Source organism: Constrictibacter sp. MBR-5, from assembly GCF_040549485.1.
Lineage (GTDB): Bacteria > Pseudomonadota > Alphaproteobacteria > JAJUGE01 > JAJUGE01 > Constrictibacter.
This window is the reverse complement of the sequence record NZ_JBEPTK010000025.1, coordinates 1-16,914: the sequence shown is the minus strand read 5'-3', so window position 1 is coordinate 16,914 and position 16,914 is coordinate 1. Positions and strand designations below refer to the sequence as shown.

The 16,914-nt window shown below is 63.7% G+C and carries 24 protein-coding genes and 1 other annotated feature; of the genes, 13 read left to right on the top strand and 11 right to left on the bottom strand.

Features of this window, described 5'->3' with window-relative positions:
* Positions 1 to 1,229, top strand: a protein-coding gene (locus tag ABIE65_RS26345) for an IS3 family transposase (RefSeq protein WP_354081743.1) whose coding sequence is annotated in 2 segments (ribosomal slippage) — positions 1 to 289 and positions 289 to 1,229 — 1,230 coding nt in all. Because the reading frame shifts where the segments join, the coding sequence is not laid out codon by codon here.
* Positions 282 to 398: a sequence feature (AL1L pseudoknot), on the top strand. It overlaps the preceding gene by 117 nt.
* The gene (locus ABIE65_RS26340; RefSeq protein WP_354081742.1) at positions 1,226 to 1,804 is read left to right on the top strand and encodes a DUF4142 domain-containing protein; all 579 of its coding nucleotides are present in this window, start codon (positions 1,226 to 1,228) and stop codon (positions 1,802 to 1,804) included. Before ABIE65_RS26345 ends, ABIE65_RS26340 begins: the two co-directional genes overlap by 4 nt.
* 234 nt (positions 1,805 to 2,038) lie before the next feature.
* On the opposite strand, the gene ABIE65_RS26335 is transcribed toward ABIE65_RS26340, so the two are convergent.
* Positions 2,039 to 2,290, bottom strand: coding sequence for a hypothetical protein (locus tag ABIE65_RS26335; RefSeq protein ID WP_354081741.1), 252 nt, complete (start codon positions 2,288 to 2,290; stop codon positions 2,039 to 2,041).
* Between the two features lie 87 nt (positions 2,291 to 2,377).
* Entirely contained in the window at positions 2,378 to 2,908 is a 531-nt protein-coding gene (locus ABIE65_RS26330; protein WP_354081770.1) for a Crp/Fnr family transcriptional regulator, read from the bottom strand.
* A gap of 710 nt (positions 2,909 to 3,618) precedes the next feature.
* On the opposite strand from ABIE65_RS26330, the gene ABIE65_RS26325 reads away from it, so the two are divergent.
* The 3 genes from ABIE65_RS26325 to ABIE65_RS26315 all read left to right on the top strand — a co-directional run bounded on the left by ABIE65_RS26325 (position 3,619) and on the right by ABIE65_RS26315 (position 6,170).
* Entirely contained in the window at positions 3,619 to 4,077 is a 459-nt protein-coding gene (locus ABIE65_RS26325; protein ID WP_354081740.1) for a pseudoazurin, read from the top strand.
* A gap of 164 nt (positions 4,078 to 4,241) precedes the next feature.
* A complete protein-coding gene (gene gdhA / locus ABIE65_RS26320; protein WP_354081739.1) occupies positions 4,242 to 5,582 on the top strand; it encodes an NADP-specific glutamate dehydrogenase in 1,341 nt (446 codons plus the stop codon).
* A 144-nt stretch (positions 5,583 to 5,726) separates the two neighbouring features.
* Positions 5,727 to 6,170, top strand: coding sequence for a TDT family transporter (locus tag ABIE65_RS26315; protein WP_354081738.1), 444 nt, complete (start codon positions 5,727 to 5,729; stop codon positions 6,168 to 6,170).
* Positions 6,171 to 6,198: 28 nt separating this feature from the next.
* On the opposite strand, the gene ABIE65_RS26310 is transcribed toward ABIE65_RS26315, so the two are convergent.
* From ABIE65_RS26310 to ABIE65_RS26290, 5 genes are all read right to left on the bottom strand, one after another.
* Entirely contained in the window at positions 6,199 to 6,417 is a 219-nt protein-coding gene (locus ABIE65_RS26310) for a CBS domain-containing protein (RefSeq protein ID WP_354081737.1), read from the bottom strand.
* Positions 6,414 to 6,638: a hypothetical protein gene (locus ABIE65_RS26305; protein ID WP_354081736.1), complete on the bottom strand. Its 225-nt coding sequence runs from the start codon at positions 6,636 to 6,638 to the stop codon at positions 6,414 to 6,416. Before ABIE65_RS26305 ends, ABIE65_RS26310 begins: the two co-directional genes overlap by 4 nt.
* Complete coding sequence (locus tag ABIE65_RS26300) at positions 6,635 to 6,958, bottom strand: DUF6522 family protein (protein WP_354081735.1); 324 nt, start codon at positions 6,956 to 6,958, stop codon at positions 6,635 to 6,637. The genes ABIE65_RS26305 and ABIE65_RS26300 overlap by 4 nt, the downstream gene beginning before the upstream one ends.
* A complete protein-coding gene (locus ABIE65_RS26295) occupies positions 6,955 to 7,188 on the bottom strand; it encodes a hexameric tyrosine-coordinated heme protein (RefSeq protein WP_354081734.1) in 234 nt (77 codons plus the stop codon). Before ABIE65_RS26295 ends, ABIE65_RS26300 begins: the two co-directional genes overlap by 4 nt.
* A 69-nt stretch (positions 7,189 to 7,257) precedes the next feature.
* Positions 7,258 to 7,752, bottom strand: a complete 495-nt coding sequence (locus ABIE65_RS26290) for an Rrf2 family transcriptional regulator (RefSeq protein WP_354081733.1) — start codon at positions 7,750 to 7,752, stop codon at positions 7,258 to 7,260.
* A gap of 9 nt (positions 7,753 to 7,761) precedes the next feature.
* Here ABIE65_RS26290 and ABIE65_RS26285 point away from each other — a divergent pair, with 9 nt between their 5' ends.
* The 6 genes from ABIE65_RS26285 to ABIE65_RS26260 are packed head-to-tail and all read left to right on the top strand — an operon-like array spanning position 7,762 to position 11,287.
* On the top strand, positions 7,762 to 8,217 hold the full coding sequence (locus tag ABIE65_RS26285; RefSeq protein ID WP_354081732.1) for a group III truncated hemoglobin: 456 nt from the start codon (positions 7,762 to 7,764) through the stop codon (positions 8,215 to 8,217).
* Positions 8,218 to 8,236: 19 nt separating this feature from the next.
* On the top strand, positions 8,237 to 8,725 hold the full coding sequence (locus ABIE65_RS26280; RefSeq protein WP_354081731.1) for a hemerythrin domain-containing protein: 489 nt from the start codon (positions 8,237 to 8,239) through the stop codon (positions 8,723 to 8,725).
* Positions 8,718 to 9,056, top strand: a complete 339-nt coding sequence (locus ABIE65_RS26275; protein ID WP_354081730.1) for a carboxymuconolactone decarboxylase family protein — start codon at positions 8,718 to 8,720, stop codon at positions 9,054 to 9,056. Before ABIE65_RS26280 ends, ABIE65_RS26275 begins: the two co-directional genes overlap by 8 nt.
* Entirely contained in the window at positions 9,053 to 9,376 is a 324-nt protein-coding gene (locus ABIE65_RS26270; RefSeq protein WP_354081729.1) for a DUF488 domain-containing protein, read from the top strand. Before ABIE65_RS26275 ends, ABIE65_RS26270 begins: the two co-directional genes overlap by 4 nt.
* Positions 9,377 to 9,411: 35 nt before the next feature.
* A complete protein-coding gene (locus tag ABIE65_RS26265; RefSeq protein ID WP_354081728.1) occupies positions 9,412 to 10,611 on the top strand; it encodes an NnrS family protein in 1,200 nt (399 codons plus the stop codon).
* Positions 10,612 to 10,615: 4 nt separating this feature from the next.
* On the top strand, positions 10,616 to 11,287 hold the full coding sequence (locus tag ABIE65_RS26260) for an NnrU family protein (protein ID WP_354081727.1): 672 nt from the start codon (positions 10,616 to 10,618) through the stop codon (positions 11,285 to 11,287).
* A 1,397-nt stretch (positions 11,288 to 12,684) separates the two neighbouring features.
* Here the strand turns inward: ABIE65_RS26260 and ABIE65_RS26255 are convergent.
* Positions 12,685 to 13,011, bottom strand: a complete 327-nt coding sequence (locus ABIE65_RS26255) for a hypothetical protein (protein ID WP_354081726.1) — start codon at positions 13,009 to 13,011, stop codon at positions 12,685 to 12,687.
* Entirely contained in the window at positions 13,008 to 13,541 is a 534-nt protein-coding gene (locus ABIE65_RS26250; protein WP_354081725.1) for a nuclear transport factor 2 family protein, read from the bottom strand. The genes ABIE65_RS26255 and ABIE65_RS26250 overlap by 4 nt, the downstream gene beginning before the upstream one ends.
* Positions 13,542 to 14,436: 895 nt before the next feature.
* On the opposite strand from ABIE65_RS26250, the gene ABIE65_RS26245 reads away from it, so the two are divergent.
* On the top strand, positions 14,437 to 15,003 hold the full coding sequence (locus ABIE65_RS26245) for a hypothetical protein (RefSeq protein ID WP_354081724.1): 567 nt from the start codon (positions 14,437 to 14,439) through the stop codon (positions 15,001 to 15,003).
* Between the two features lie 68 nt (positions 15,004 to 15,071).
* On the opposite strand, the gene ABIE65_RS26240 is transcribed toward ABIE65_RS26245, so the two are convergent.
* Both ABIE65_RS26240 and ABIE65_RS26235 read right to left on the bottom strand, forming a co-directional pair.
* Positions 15,072 to 15,650, bottom strand: coding sequence for a recombinase family protein (locus tag ABIE65_RS26240; protein WP_354081723.1), 579 nt, complete (start codon positions 15,648 to 15,650; stop codon positions 15,072 to 15,074).
* 687 nt (positions 15,651 to 16,337) lie between these two features.
* Positions 16,338 to 16,637, bottom strand: a complete 300-nt coding sequence (locus ABIE65_RS26235; protein ID WP_354081722.1) for a transposase — start codon at positions 16,635 to 16,637, stop codon at positions 16,338 to 16,340.
* A gap of 56 nt (positions 16,638 to 16,693) precedes the next feature.
* On the opposite strand from ABIE65_RS26235, the gene ABIE65_RS26230 reads away from it, so the two are divergent.
* Entirely contained in the window at positions 16,694 to 16,846 is a 153-nt protein-coding gene (locus tag ABIE65_RS26230) for a hypothetical protein (protein WP_354081721.1), read from the top strand.
* Positions 16,847 to 16,914: the final 68 nt, after the last annotated feature.

The window sequence follows — 16,914 nt, the reverse complement described above, 5'->3', positions numbered from 1 at the left end:
ATGAGCAAGACGACGAACAGGTTTTCGCCGGAGGTCCGCGAGCGGGCGATCCGGCTGGTGCTGGATCACGAGCATGAACATCCCTCCCGCTGGGCGGCGATCATGTCGATCTCGGCCAAGATCGGCTGCACGGGCCAGACGCTGAACGAGTGGGTGAAGAAGGCCGAGGTTGATGCCGGCAATCGGGCCGGCGTGCCGACGGACATGGCAGCCAAGCCGAAGGTTCTGGAGCGGGAGAACCGGGAGCTTCGGCAGGCCAATGAGATCCTGCGCAAGGCGAGCGCTTATTTTGCCCAGGCGGAGCTCGACCGCCCATTCAAACGATGATCGCGTTCATCGACGATCACCGCGAGGCGCATGGGGTCGAGCCGATCTGCAAGGTGCTGCCGATCGCCCCGTCGACCTACCACGACCATCTCGCCAGGCGCGCCGATCCCGAGAATCTGTCGTCACGAGCGAAACGGGACTTGGCGCTGAAGCCCGTGGTCGAGCGCGTCTTCGCCGAGAACTTCGAGGTGTATGGTGCGCGCAAGATCTGGAGGCAGATGCTGCGCGAAGGCTTTGCCGTCGCCCGCTGCACCGTCGAGCGGCTGATGGCCGATCTCGGCCTTCATGGCGTCATCCGTGGAAAGCCGGGCCGCACCACGGTGCAGGACAAGGCCGCCCCATGCCCACTCGACCATGTGAACCGGGTCTTCCATGCCTCGGCACCGAACAGGCTCTGGCTCTCGGATTTCACCTACGTCAGCACCTGGTCGGGCTTCGTTTACGTGGCCTTCGTCATCGACGCCTATGCCCGCCGCATCGTCGGCTGGCGAGTGAGCAGAACGGCGCATGCGAGCTTCGTCCTCGATGCTCTCGAACAGGCCCTGCACGAACGGCGGCCTATCCATCGCGGCGGCCTGGTGCATCATTCCGACAGGGGCTCGCAATATGTCAGCATCCGCTACACCGAGCGCCTGGCCGAAGCCGGCATCGAGCCCTCCGTCGGCAGCGTTGGAGATTCCTACGACAACGCCCTCGCCGAGACGATCAACGGCCTCTACAAAGCCGAGGTGATCCATCGGCGCGGACCCTGGCGCTCCTTCGAGGCCGTCGAGTTCGCCACGCTGACCTGGGTCGACTGGTTCAACAATCGCCGGCTGCTGGAGCCCATCGGCAACATCCCGCCGGCCGAAGCCGAGGAACGCTACTACGCCATGCTGGAAGAACCTGCCATGGCAGCGTGACTCAAACAAAACGGCCTCCGGCAAACCCGGGGCGGTTCAGGGCGCAGACCGGCCTGATCCCGAAGTCCAACCCACGTCTGCCTCCGCAGGCCGGCCAGGGCCTACCGCAGGCCGACCAAGAATTCCTGAAAAAGGCGGTGAGATTCAACGCGCTCCAGTTGGAAGCGGCGACGATCGCGGCCGAGAAGGCGCAGAGCGAGCAGGTTAAGCAACTCGCCGCTACGCTTGTGAATGATCATCGCAGCGAACTGAAGCGCATTCGCGAACTGGCCGAGAGCCGCAGCGTCATTTTAGATAACGATGAAGCTGACCCGCTGCAGCGCCAGTCGGTCGAGGACCTGAAGGGCGTGGGGGGCGGGGATTTTGACCGTGACTATATCGCGGTTGAGCTGGATTTGCACAGGCGGATCGTCGAACTTTATCAGACGCAGGCATCCAACAGCACGGATACCGGCCTTGCAAGTTTTGCCATAACGTCGCTCGTCCCGATACAGAAACACTTCGATCACGTTCAGGCACTGGGTGCCGAGCGCGGACTGACCATCGACAGGGTTAAGCAGCCGCCACAATATTGACCGGCGGTAAAAGAATCGGTGGCCACCGACTGGTGCGGCTACCGGTTTGGGGGACCCGCATATCGAGGCTGGGTCTGCCGCTTCACGGTCTCCACGTCGAGACCGGAGGCTTTTCATCGTGCTGTGACCCTTGGTCCCACAAGGGCAACATCGTTTGCAGCGTCCGCGCCGGCCTCTTCCTGTTCTTCCCGAATCCACCGTCCGGCGATGCCGCAGTTGTCTGGGCGGCGTTGGTCATCGAGCCGGCCACTCGCTCGTTGCACCCGCCGATGCGTCTGTCGCCACAGCGTCCATCGCCTCGACCAGATCGGCCACCAGTTCCGCAGGCGACAGACTATAGGATGTCGCCGCCTCGGCCACCGTCATGAACGGCGCCATGACGCAGCCCGGGCAGGCCATGCGACGTCGGTTGAACACGCGGACGGTGTAAGGCCACCGCTCCATCACCTCCGCCACCATGATCTCGTCCAACTGAGTGGAAGACATATCTCTACCTCCATCACGCTTTGACGGCACATGCTAGGCGGTGGTCGGGGTAACGAAGTTGCGCCGGCGCAAACTCGCGACGCGCGATCAGGCCTGTTCTGCGATCTGCACCGGCCGGTGCGGCTTGGCGATCACCAAGTGGCTCGACCGCTTGCCGCTGACGATGCCTTCCTGTTCCCACGCGGCGAGGGTGCGACTGACCGTGAAGAGCGTCGTGGCGGTCATCTCTGCCAGTTCCTGGCGGGAGACGGCGAAGGGGATCTCGACCCCGCCTTCCACCCGCCGCCCCGCCTGCTTCACCATGCGCAGCAGGGTCGCGGCGAGCCGACGTTCGACGCGCTGCGTCGCCGCTTCCTGAAGACGCGCCTGCAGATCCTCGACCCGGCCGCCGACGATCTGGATGGCGTTCGTCGCGATCGCCGGGAACCGCTGCATCAGTTCGGCAAAGCCGCCGGCGCTCCAGGCCAGCAGCATGCAGTCCTCTATCGCAGTGGGCGTCGCCGGGAACGGCGCACCGCGGAAGACAGCCACCGATCCCAGTAGATCGCCCGCGCCCATGAAGCGCAGCAGTACGTTCTGCCCGCCCGGGGTGGTCTGATCAGACGGATCCGACCCCAGGCTACGACATAATGGTCGGTGGCCTCCTCCCCCTGGCGGAAGAGCTGATCGTCTTTGCGGACTGGACGCTCGCGCGCCACCCGGGCGACGACGTTGAGATCTGGCGCTCCTAACCCGTGAAAGAGTGGCACCCGCTCGATGAGGCCGACACGTGCGGGAATGTCCATAGCTATTCTCCCCTCAGCTTCATGTGCCTCAACTGGACAAACCAGCTCCCGGTTGGGAATGTGCGCCGCACTTGCGCTAGCGCAAATCCATTCTGCAGTCAGTCGCTATCTTGCAGTCATCGGGGCGACCGAGCCCCCGGTGGATGGAGTGAGATCGATGGAATCCCCGAGCAACGTCGCTCTGAAGAACGCTGACAGCCAGACCGCTCACTCGGTCGACTTCTAGGCTGCTACCGGTCCCGGCGGCGTGACGGGGACCGACTCGGGACACGGCGTCGTTCAGATTGAGGCGCTGTATGCCGGTGGTCGCCGATTGTATCGAACTGCGATGTATGGCCGCTGCCGGTCGATCCCGAGCAGGTGTTGCCCAACATGCCTCGCGAATTCCGCGTCATGCAACCAGGTATTAACGGAGCAGGCCCCAGACACTTGGAACTTGCCGCACCAGGACGGGCACCTCCATGTTCACCATAACGGGAAACTCAGCCTCCGTCCGACACGACAACGCACACAGACGGATCACGATGATCCCGGAGTAGAAAGATGTTCAAGACCCTGCTGATGGCCGCCAGCGCGGCCGCCCTTCTCGCCGCCGGTACCGCCGCCGCCGCGAACCACGAAGTGAAGATGCTGAACCGCGGCGCCGCCGGCATGATGGTGTTCGAGCCGGCGTACCTGAAGGTGGCGCCTGGCGACACGGTGACGTTCAAGTCCGTCAACCCCAGCCACAATGCCGAAACCATTCCCGGCATGCTGCCTGAGGGCGCTCAGCCCTTCAAGGGCGCCCTGAGCAAGGACGTGACCGTCACATTCGAGAAAGAGGGGATCTACGGCTACAAGTGCATGCCGCACTACGGCATGGGCATGGTCGGTCTCGTCCAGGTCGGAGACGACACCGGCAACGTCGACGCCGCCAAGGCGGTCAACCATCCCGGCAAGGCGAAGAAGGTCATGGCCGAGTTGATCAGCAAGACCGGGGCGACCGTAGCCGCAGCAAAGTAGCGCCTGCACGAGCCGTCTGCTGATTAAGGATTGGGGAATCCCGGTGTCGCTCTGGGGTCCCCTCTTTGTGCAGACTGACTCGACGGAATTTCGACCGATAGCCGCACCGTATCTGGTGTCGCCTGAAGAGGCGCGACAGGAATGAAAAAAACGGGACACTGAGCATGGACGAGAAGCTGCAACCGATCCTCGACGAGGTGCTGCGCCGCAACGCTGGTGAGGAGGAGTTTCACCAGGCCGTGCGGGAGGTGCTGGAGTGCCTCGGGCCGGTTGTCGCGCGCCATCCCGGGTATGCCGACGGAGCGCTGATCGAACGGCTGTGCGAGCCGGAGCGGCAGATCATCTTCCGCGTGCCTTGGGTTGACGATCGCGCACAGGTGCAGATCAACCGAGGCTTCCGTGTGCAGTTCAATTCCGCCCTCGGCCCCTACAAAGGCGGGCTGCGTTTTCACCCGTCGGTCAATCTCGGCATCATCAAGTTTCTCGGCTTCGAACAGACCTTCAAGAACGCCCTGACTGGCCTGCCGATCGGCGGCGGCAAGGGAGGTTCCGACTTCAACCCGCGCGGTCGCTCCGACGCCGAGATCATGCGCTTCTGCCAGTCGTTCATGACCGAGATGTACCGCCATCTCGGCGAGTATACCGACGTGCCTGCGGGCGACATCGGTGTGGGCGGGCGCGAGATCGGTTATCTCTTCGGACAATACAAGCGGATCACGAACCGCTACGAGGCCGGCGTGCTGACCGGCAAGGGCCTCGCTTATGGCGGATCGCGCGCCCGCACCGAGGCGACAGGATTTGGCGCCGTCTTCTTCGTGCGTCAGATGCTGGCGACGCGCGGCACCGATTTCGATGGCAAGCGCGCAATCGTCTCAGGCTCCGGCAATGTCGCCATCTACACGATTGAGAAGATACAGCAGTTCGGTGGGCAGGTCGTCGCTTGCTCCGACTCCAGCGGCTACGTCGTCGACGAGAACGGCATCGACTTGAATCTGGTGAAGCAGATCAAGGAGATACGCCGCGAGCGCATCTCGGAGTATCCCCGCCTGAAGGGTGCCGGCGCCCACTATATCGAGAAGGGCCGCATCTGGGACCTGCCCTGCGAGATCGCGATGCCGTCGGCGACCCAGAACGAGTTGAACGGCAAGGACGCCCGTCAGCTCGTCCAGAACGGCGTCATCGCGGTGGGCGAAGGGGCCAACATGCCGTCCACGCCGGAGGCGGTGCGGATCCTACAGGAGGCCGGCGTCCTTTTCGCTCCCGGCAAGGCCGCCAATGCCGGCGGCGTCGCCACCTCGGCGCTGGAGATGCAGCAGAACGCCTCTCGGGACAGTTGGAGCTTTCAGGAGACCGAGGAGCGGCTGGAGCGGATCATGTGCAACATCCACGACAGCTGCGCCGAGACCGCCGAGCAATACGGAGCGCCGGGCAACTACGTCCTCGGCGCCAACATCGCCGGCTTCGTCCGCGTCGCGGAAGCCATGCGCGCGCTCGGCCTGATCTGAGAAGTGCAGATTAAAGGTTCCAACCACAGGCGGCGAACAAGATACTTATTAATCTGTCCTCCGCCTCTTTGACAGCCCCCTTCCCCCCCGCAGCCTCGCCACGCACATCGCGGTGTGGGCGCAATCTCGCCTGGGTCGACGAACTTGGGCACACGCTACCCGCCCTACTGGATCAACATGGGAGCGGTGGCGATCACCGCTCTGGCGGGCTCGATCCTGATCCTTCGCCGCAAGACATGGCCGTTGCTCGGTCCGCTGCTGCCGTTCCTGCGCGGCTTTACCTTCTTGTTCTGGGCGGTGGCGAGCTGGCGGATCCCGTTCCTGTTCGCACTGATGACCTGGCGCTACGTCTGGATGCGCGACCGTTTCACCTATGAACCGGCAATCTGGGACATCGTCTTCCCGCTGGGGATGTGTACAGCACCTACCAGTTCGACCGCGCGATGGGCTACGGCTTCTTCGATCCGATCCCCGAGGTGCTGGTTTATGTGGCGCTTGCCGCGTGGGTGCTGGCGATGGCGGGGCTACTGCGGCGCATCGTGCAGGCCGGGCGCGCTGCAGGACGAGAACAGCCCGTCTGACCGCTGATGACCCGTGGAGGCCATGATCCGCACGGTCATCGGTAACCAATGCCCTTCACATAGTTGATCAACGGGGTCTCCTCGTGTTCCCGCTCATCAAGAAGGGGCTCCAGAACGCCGCGTGTGGCAAGAACGCCCAAAGGCCGCCTTGTTGTATCGATCACTGGCAAATGCATGAAGCCGGTCTGCTTCATTTGTGTCCAGATGTCTTCGACCGCATCGAAGGGAGCGCAAGTCTTTACGTCGGCCGTCATCGCCGCCTCGACGGCCTCGGTGCATGAACACCCGGTGCAGTGGCTGATGTGACGATGTCTGTGCGGCTTACCACGTCGACCATGATCCCTTCCGGATCGTTGACGATGATCAACCGGGTTTCCGGATGGTCGAACGCCTGCGCCGCGGCGATCAACCGCGCGGATCGGTCAATCACAAGCAGTCGGCGAGCGGCCTTGTCGAGAAGGTTTGCGGGAATCACGACCCGATCCCCCAGCCTGCGATCGTCCTGCCTGTGGCTTCGTCTTGCGGAGCGGATACCCGCGGCCTGGCCCTTAGAGGGAAGGCCACCTTCTTGAGGACTTTGCCCGCGTCATCGATGATGAAACGGCACGCCCGATCACCATAATGGAAGGTCAGTCGCCAACAACCTGCGTCCTCTCCGACGCCGGTCTCGCAGCGGGACGTGATTGCGCCATCGCGCATCCGGACCTTGATCTCCCCTTGCGACAGACCGAATGCATCCGCCAGCAGAGCCGCGTCGATAACAAAATCCCCGTTCTGGCGGTCTACGGCCGTCATGACGGTTCCCTCCAATAATGATTTGCCGCAGCTACCGTCGCGAAATGCGTCGCCACCACCTGGCTGGAGGCGATCAGCGCGTCGGCATCATCGGCGTAGACTTGGCGCAGCTTGTCGCGCACTTCAGCGTCCGGTTGGGTCATCTTGATCGCGACGCGGGCCATCTTGACGGCCAGCTCATAGCCCTCTTGCGGTGTTGCGGTCTTCAGGGTGGGGAGCCAGGGGGTCATCGGGCATTCCTTCCGTTCTGTGGTTGCGGGCCGAAGCGCGCCGGTGGCGAGTTTCGGTTTGTTTGTCTGTCACCGCATCGGTATCGGGTCGAGTGCGATATCGGCCAGCGTCGCGCGATCGAGGTCGGCGAGAAAGGCTGACTCCGCCGAGCGCATGCGCGCCTTCAACCGACAGCGGCCCTCAAGCGTGCAGGCGCCGCCGTCGACGCTCAGGCACTCGACCAGCGGCTGGCCCTCTTCGAGCAGGCGCACAACGGCGCCGAGCCGGATCTCCGACGCCGGCCGGGCCAGCGCTGCGCCGCCGCCGCCGCCGCGACGCGTCTCGATCAACCCGGCCTGCGCGAGCCGCTGCATGATCTTGGCCAGGTGGTTGCGCGACAGCCCAAACTCGTCGGCCAGATCTGCGGTCGAGAAGGCGCGATCTGGCGCGCTCGCCATGCGCATCAGCATGCGCAGACCGTAGTCGGTGAAGGAGGTGAGGCGCATCGCCGCAATCGTCCCAGACGAATTGGTATTGTCGATACCAATTAACAGATCTAGCCTAGATTGCAACACCCGAACCACGAGGATGTCATGCCTGCCGCCGACCCATCCGCACAGATCGCCTCCGCCCGACCGGAGATGACGGCGGCCATCATGGCGGAAACGGGCCTTGACGAGGGGTTCCTGCGCGACCTCGTCCATTTGTTCTACGACAAGGTCCGCCGCGATGCGGTCCTCGGCCCGGTATTTGCGACGCGGATCGCGGACTGGGGGCCGCACCTGGAGCGCATGGTCGCGTTCTGGTCCTCGGTCGCGCTGATGACCGGCCGCTACCACGGCCGCCCGGTGCCCGCGCATACGCCGCTGCCGATCGATGGGGCGCATTTCCAGCGCTGGATGGAACTATTCCGCGAAACGGCCAACGAGGTCTGCACACCGTCAGGTGCTTTGCATGTCATTGAGCGAGCCGAACGCATCGCCCGTTCGCTCCACATTGCGGTCAAGGAGGCGCAGGCCGCCCCCGACGCCATTCCTGCCCTTCGCTGACGAAAGAAAGGATGCCCGAATGTCCGATGCTGCCCCGATACACGACGCGGCCGAACTGACCCGCTACATCGAGACGCGTTATCACGCGCGACACCGCCAGCAGCTGCCGCCGCTGGCCGCGATGGCCGCGAAGGTCGAAGACGTGCACTTCGGCAATGAACATGTGCCCGATGGGCTTTCGGACATCCTGCGCCGCATGATCGGCGAGATGGAGGTACACATGAAGAAGGAGGAACTGATCCTCTTTCCCACTATCCGCACGGGTGGCGGCCCCGGCATTGAGAACCCGATTGCCATGATGCGCGCCGATCATGACGATCATGCCATCGAGGTCGCAGAAATCCGCCGTCTGACCGGCGATCTTACATTGCCCGAAGGCGCCTGCGGCACCTGGACGGCGCTCTATGCTGGGCTGGACGAATTCATCATCGATCTTGAGGAACACATGCGGCTGGAGAACGACGTGCTGTTCCCGCAGTTCGAGCCTGGAAGTGCGGCCCATGGCTGACCTTCATTTTCCGCAGGCCACCCGCGCCCATGCCGAGCGGCGGCATGCCCTTGCGCCAGCGGCCGACGACGCCTTTCGCGCCTTCTCGAAAGCGGTGTTCGCCGAGGGCGCGCTCGATGCGCGCACCAAGCAGATCATCGCTGTGGCCGTCGCCCACGTCACGCAATGCCCCTGGTGCATCGAGGGCCATGTCAAGGCCGCGCGGCGGGCAGGCGCGACGCGAGAGCAGATCATGGAGGCGATTTGGGTCGCCGCCGAGATGCGGGCGGGCGCAGCCGTCGCCCATTCGGTCAAGACGCTCGAGCTGCTGAAGGAGACCGGCGAGGAGTGAGCGGGTGCCCGGCGCCCGGCTTCTCGTCGACCGGGTCTGGCCGCGGCGTGAAGAAGGCGGATCTGCGGCATGACGACTGGATCAGAGATGTTGCGCCGAGCACCGAGCTTCGGAAGTGGTTCGGGCACGATCCCGAGAAGTGGGACGCCTTTCGCAGCCGCTGCCGCGCCGGGCTCGAGGGCAACCCCGAGGCGGTGGACCACTGCCTCGACTGGTGCCGCAAGGGGCTGGTCACGCTGCTCATCGCAGCGAAGGACCGAGAGCACAATCAGGCCGTGGTGCTGCGCGACCACCTCGCCGAACGCCTGAAGCGACGGTGAAAGTGCCGCGCACACGAGAACCGAAAGACACCGACATGACCAACATAGCCGAACAGATGCGCGCGTGGCGCGGACCCGTCGTTCTGACCTATGGGTTTCGTCCGTTCTTCTTAGGAGCCGGAGTGTGGGCGGTCGTCGCCATGGCTCTTTGGGTGCCGATGCTGAGCGGGATCGTCGTTCTGCCCACCGCCTTCGATCCGGTGTCGTGGCACGCGCACGAGTTCCTGTTCGGCTATCTCGGAGCGGTGGTCGCGGGCTTCCTGCTGACCGCGGTGCCGAACTGGACCGGGCGGCTGCCCATTATGGGCTGGCCGCTCGGCGGCCTCTTCGCATTGTGGATTTTCGGCCGGGTCGCGGTCGCCTTCTCGGCGGGGATGCCGCCCATGCTCGTCGCCGTGGCCGACATCTTGTTCCTCGTCGCGCTCGCGGCTGCGATAGCGCGCGAGATCGTCCAGGGGCGTAATTGGCGCAACCTGATCGTCCTGGCGATGCTGTCCGTGCTGATCCTCGGCAACGCGGTTTTTCACTGGGAGGCGGCGCGGGGCGCATATGCCGCCCAAGGAACGGGACTGCGCCTCGGGCTCGGGGCCGGCATCATGATGGTCGCGGTGATCGGCGGCCGGATCGTGCCGTCGTTTACACGCAACTGGCTGGTCAAGCGGCAGAGCGCCGTCCTGCCCGCCCCGCCGATGCAGCGGTTCGACCGGCTGACGCTGCTGGTCCTCGGCCTCGCGCTCCTGCTCTGGGTCGTGGCGCCGGGCGCTGGTGTCACCGGCGCGTCGCTCCTCGTCGCGGCGCTTCTGCATCTGGCGCGGCTGGCGCGTTGGGCCGGGCATCGGACCGGGGCCGAGCCGCTGGTGCTGGTGCTGCACGCCGGCTACGCCTTCGTGCCGCTCGGGGCGCTGGCGGACGGGACCGCAATCCTGTGGCCGGGGGTACTCGGGACGGCGGCGGCACAGCATGTCTGGATGGCGGGGGCTCTCGGACTGATGACTCTTGCGGTGATGACGCGGGCGACGCTGGGACATTCCGAGCACGCGCTGATCGCCGATCCGGGCACGGTCGCCATTTACCTGCTGCTGGTCCTGTCGGTCGGGGCGCGCTTTCTTGTCGGGCCGCTGCCGGGGCTCGCCCCGGCGCTCCACACCCTTTCCGGCGTCGCCTGGATCGCCGCGTTCGGCGGCTTCTCCGTACTCTACGGACGCCATCTGCTGAGAGCCCGGCCGGAGCACTGAGCGGATGGGCTGGATCGAGTTCATCACCGTCTTCGCCGGGTTCTACATCCTGCACTCGGTCCCGGTGCGTCCGCCGGCGCGGCCATGGCTGGTGGCGCGGTTGGGGCATGCGGGTTTCGATATCGCCTATTCTACCCTGTCGCTCGCCATGCTCGCCGCGCTCTTCGTCGCGGTGGAGCGCGCGCCTTACGTGCCGCTCTGGCCGGAGCCGCCCGGCGCACACTGGCTTGTGCTGGCGGCAATGACGGCGGTCGGCCTGATCTTGGCCTTCGGTCTCTTCCGGCCCAACCCGCTCTCCTTCGGCGGCACACGGAACGCTGCGTTCAACCCGCGCAACCCGGGCCTCCTGCGCTGGGTGCGCCACCCGGTGCTAGCGGCATTCTTCCTGTGGTCGGGCGCGCACCTGATGGTTAATGGTGACGTCGCCCACGTGGTGATGTTCGGCAGCTTTGCCGCGTTCGCGCTCTTCGGCATGCGGATCGTCGACCGCCGCCGCCGGCGCGAGATGGGAGACGAGGTCTGGCGGCAGACGGTGGTGCAGATGCGCGCCGCGCCGGTTTCGCGGCCGCACGCCGCCGTGCTGCGCGTTGCAGGCGCCCTCGCGGCGGTGGTCGTCCTGATCCTGCTGCACCCGTGGTTCGCGGGCGTCGGCGTGCTTGGGCGATTCCTGCCGTAACGGACGACGAACGCACTTGGCGTCAATTGCGGATAGGCGGCTGCGGCGGGCGACGGTCGCGAAGTCGCCCACCACCAACCCGTCCAGGCGCCGAATCGTCCGCTGCAGCCGGCAGTCAGGCTCATCCAATCTTAGGGCCACAGAGTGCCGTCGAAGCAGCTCCCATGCCTGGTTCGGCCGCAGCGCACCGAATCGATCTTTACGTCTAACCGCCCCAGTGCGGCATGATGGAGCGTCAGCCCGCGCTCTCGGCAGAGTGAGGAGCGCTTCCGCCGGTCGATACCGATCACCATATCGACCGAACATCAAAAGACCGCCGCGCCAAACGACCTGCTCCGCGCACCGACTGCAGACGACGTAGTGCGGGTCGTGTAGGATCGCCCAAAGCGGGGTAACGGCAGCTTCTAAGACACCATTGACTACGCCACTGGCGATAGACGTGTTGCTTTCCGGCTATGGGTACATGTCGCCTGCCATGGTTCATCGCAATCGGCGCATCGGGACGCGAAGGGCTGGATGATCTGCGGGCGCTGCTTGCTGCGCTTCCGGCTGATCTCGACGTTGTCGTTCTGGTGGTACTCCATCGGCCGTGGGACAGGCCGACGCATCTGCGTGAGACTTGGGACGCGCCAAGCTCATGCTGGTCCTGACGGCCGGCCATGGAAATCGTTTCGAATCTGGCAGAGTGTACATCGGCGACCTGCAGCCCACCTGACTCTGGCGCGGCGCTGCTTCAGCCGACTGCCATGCCCCGCGAGCCGTCGTCCAGCGACCCCGCCAGCACAACGCCGATCATATGATCGCCGCCGTGCATCGGCGAGATCCTGCCACGGTGACAGGCGATCTTGCGCCTAAGGTATCCCCGATAGGGTCCTTCCCGAGTTCACGCGCCTCTGGAAGCCAAGGCTCCCGCGGTCCAGCAAAATTTCGACGGCCGGTGTCGCCCCACGATGAACGTTTCCGAAAGTCCATCCAGATGGACTCCCACCACCGTAAGCCACTCGGAGGGCGCCGTCGGATCGGACGGCTGCCTGGCCCGCGGAAGGGACCGCTGGCCCCTCTGACTGCGAAAACTGCGAGTGACCTCAGATCGCAGGTGGGTGACTTCCTCGCCAGGGTTCGCGCTGCCTGACGAGCCGATCGGAGAGCCCAGGCTGCTGCCAACACGCAATCTGGGCGGCTCCAATTGTGGGGCGATCGCGGTCACCTCTCACCTGCCGGTTCGCGGACGTTCGGACACGAAGCGCGCGGCGGTTGTCACTTACCTGCGCCGCTGACCGGCGATCTTGCGGGCAAGGTATCCCCTTACACGTCTTTCCCACCATACACGTCCCCATTCAGCCCATGAGCCTGAGGAGGGAGGTTGTCGTGCCCCGCCCATACTGCTCACCACGCACCTATGAACGGACGGCCCTCAAAACAGCCTCGTCTCCGAGGTGGTAGGCCATCTCGATTTTCAGCGAGCCGTCGTCGAGTAGTTCTGCTGAGCCAGTGCCGCGAACCTCATCACCCTCATCGAACCCTGCCCAGGTAAAGAAGATCGTCGATCGGCCATATTTGACGTCCATCGTCGCCTCCACCGCACCAAAGGCGATCTCGCCACGACCGTTGCAGTTGATGACGAGTCGTGCCGGGCCGGTGAGATCGAGATACCCGCCATCCCAGATATCCGCCTCGATGATCCGCCATGTGCCGACGATGTTGCATTTACTCCGGATCGTCATCGCGATGCTAACACCAGTCGAGCCCCATCCTCTGATTCAGCCAGCGTAGTGGGACCGCCGCACCCGCCGCTACGCGCCGCCTCGCCGAAATCTTGCTGATCGCCCTTGCCAGGCAGCGATCCGACGATCCCGCTGCGCCCCTTTAGCCGATCTGCTTCCAGTAGCTGTCCTTCATGCGCGATCAAGCCGTCGCGCAGGTGGTAGACGTCGACGCCCCGCACATCGATCGGAGCGCCGGTTGCCCACTCGCCGGTGGCGCGGAACCGCCCGACGTTACGGTCGCCGGCGATTGTGACCTCGGCCTCGGGGAACCGAATGCGGCGGATGGCGGCAGCGCGTTCAGCAAGCGCCTCACGAGCCGCCTCTTTGCCACCCACGATCCGGGCTCGGGCGCTTCCAGTCCTTGCGCCAGGCGCCATTCGAAATCCGCCATGACGCAAGGCAAGGATGCCATTAACATCGTCGGCATTGAACGTCGCGCCGAACCGCACGAGTAGCTCCATCGCGGCGTCTCGGTCAGCGGCAATCATTTCCCTGCCCTTTCCTCCGGATACTGTTCGAGCGAACCGTCTGTCGCGCCAGCCGCGAAGCCTGAGGCGGCGCAGGCGCGGTCGACAGATACGAGTTTCGGGAGATGATCACGAGCACCCACGCCAGAGAAGGCCACATGAGGATCACGCGACGCACTTTTCTTCTTGGCAGTGCTTCCACGGCAGCGCTGCTGGGGTTCCCTTACCGCCGCCTTGGGGCGGCAGCCCCTCCCCCGCTCTACGATCCGGCACTCGCGTCGGTCACAGGCGCGGTTGAGGCGATATCTAAGCTCGTCTCTACTCGGGGCATCATCGGTCTCGACCTGAGCGATATCCAATCCGTCCTCGAAGGCGGAGGATGCGCTTACTACGGTGAAGGCGCGGCCAGCGGGCCTGATCGGGCTCGGGTTGCAGCAGGAGAAGCACTGACGGACCTACAGCGATCACTGTCCGCTGCAACGAGCCGGACCCTTTTGATCCGAACTATCCACTAGGTCGCCACCTCAACCGCGAGCGACCGCGACACCACGATATCCGCGATATATCTGGTGCAGGCAAAATGTACCATAATTCGAAATTAATTAGACCAGCATCCCTCTAATGTGATTCGAACCCGGCTCGAAAAATAATGACACCGCCCGTGCCGCCGCCAATACTATGGGTGTCGGAACATTCAGTGAGCGATCAATGGCCACCCAGAGATCTCATGATACAAAATGTACAGTGGATTATCTATAGTGCAGACCTCCCAGCGCAGGACCGTATACGCTAGAATTCCTGGTCATACTCCCCAAGCCGCAAGTCCAGGCTATTGCTGCCAAATCGCGGAGGCATTATCTTCGAGACTGGAGATCATCGATTCGGCTACGGAGGAAGCTGCTCCAGGAGATGTAGCATGATGAAGGAATGGAGAGTTCGATATCAAGGTACGAGCTATCACAGTGTTCGCGTGCTCGCGGAAACCGCAGAGGGAGCGCGCCTTCACGCCGATCAGCATCGCAAAAGCCTAGTAACCGAATGTGACCTCGATAGTCTCGAATTCCTCTGCGCACATGACATCGGCGACACAGAGTACCGTTACTGGGCGGCCCGTATAACCCTGATCTACGACGAGAGAGAGTTCATGTTCGATGTAGAGGTGGAGGCAAAAAATGAAATCGACGCCGAATCTAAGGGGGCAGATGAATGGGATTTCGCGCTCTATAGTTCCCACGGCGACATCGAGAGAGCGCTCACTAAGATCGATGTAGAGTCTCCGCCCTGCGGGTATTTTGGTGATGGTACGGATTACAAAATTTCCGTCTCCCTTGCCGACAGCGTCGAGGATATCCATCAGCGGCGGACGACATTAAAGCGGTTCTTAACAATTGCCCTGAAGAAATGTGTAGCCGCTGATCCCAACGGGGGCGCTCTATGCCCTCCCGATGGGGTCGGCAAGGAAACGGCACCGTCGGGCTTTTAACTATAAATACGGATCACTTTACATCCCGAGAAGGGCGCAGTGTAGCGCCCTTCTTTTTCTGTACCTACCTATTCGACCGTATGGCGGGGCTTCACAACGCCAACATGCTTATAGAGCGTGGTACGGGAGACTCCATAGCGCTTTGCCACATCGGCAACTGGAATTGCAGGGTCCCGCAGAATTGCCTTGATCTCCCGGAGTTGGGCGGCGTCGAGCTTTGGCTTACGCCCGCCGGAACGACCTCGCGCTCGTGCAGCGACGAGACCCGCAGTCGTCCGTTCACGGATGAGGTTACGCTCGAACTCGGATAGAGCCCCAAAAACGTGAAATATCAATCGGCCAGCCGCGCTTACCGTTTCAATCTTTTCTGACAAGCTCTCGAACCCGATGCCCGCTTGCTCCAACTCTGACACGATCCGCACCAGGTCAGATAGATTTCTACCCAGCCGGTCCAATCGCCACACCACGAGCACATCGCCCGCGCGCAACGCCTTACGGCACTGGTCGAGCTCGGGACGGGCCGCTGTCTTGCCACTGGCGGCCTCTTCGTAGATCACACAGCACCCAGCTGCGCGCAGCGCGTCCCGCTGTAAGTCAAGGAGCTGATCGAGCGTTGAGACGCGAGCATATCCAATGCGCTGATTCATGGACAATTCCGGAACATAGAATAACTGACGACTTTTCTAACAGCTTCTTGACCCCCGGTATACCGAAAACTCGGGCCCTGCTGATTGTTCAACAAACGGTCGTTTTCCGGACGCTTGTGCGCCGCGGGTAGCGGGTAGCGGGTAGCGGTTAGCGAAGCAGTCCTGGCGATTCGCTGCGACGCGAACATGCGATCGACTTGAACGCGGCAGATGGCGGTCCGGAGATCCCCCAGCCAATCGCTGCGATGCTGCAGCGCCATCCGGCACGCTGAGCATCGCCAGCCCAAACCTGGTGCGCTCGGCGTGCAGCGGACGCCGGACGACCCGAAGCGACTGGTGGCCTACGAGGGGGCACATTGGACAGCTCCCTCTGCGCTCGGTTTGTGAATGAAATCCGGATTTGAGACGGATTGGTCGAGGCTAGAGGTTGTTCCGCGGGTGCGGATGCCGGCTGATGGACGGTATTTTCGGTGTTGGAGACGTCATGCGGGCGCACTGCGCCTGTCGAGCCAGCACCATCGCCTCATGTTGTAGGCCATGTTGGCGAGGGTGATCGCCGCCTCGGCGCGGGCGCGGCCGATGGTTCGGATCGCCAGGCTCACGCCCCCTCTTGATGGGCAAACGGATGCTCGACGGCGACACCGACCGCCGACTTCTTCGCGTGCGCCTCGCCATTGACCTCCCCTTTTACTTGCGATGGTGGATGCGGCTCACCTTGCCGATCCCCGCCAGAAAGCGTTCGTTCTCGGCCGAGCGGTAGGCGCCGTCCGCCCACACGGCGGAGGCGGTGTTCTTCGGGTCGATCAGCCCCTCGCGCAGGCGCGTCCCGTCATGGGCCGCCGCATCGGTGACCTTAGCTCGCCGGATGATGCCGTGCCGCCAGTCGATCGAGATGTGCGACTTGTAGCCGAAGGCCGGGATCGCGGTGTCGGCGCGCGGCCTGCCGTCCTCGGCCGGCTTGGCCGCACCGGCGACCTGGTCGCTCACCGTCCACTCGACCTCTATGACGCGGTGGCGCGTCGTCTGGCCCAAGAGAACGGGGCATGACCGGTTCTGCCGACCTTGACCTCTCGATGCTGGACCGTTTCCGCGACGACCTGGTGGGGCTGAAGATGCCGCGGGCGCTGGAAGCGCTCGATCACATCGTTGCCGCCTTGAGCAAGGCGAGATCGGTGTGTTTCGGCGTGCAAGTTTGACCCCCTTGGCGGGGGTATCGGCGTTCAAAAATGACCCCCTGCTGGTGACGTTGATCAGACTGCCCACC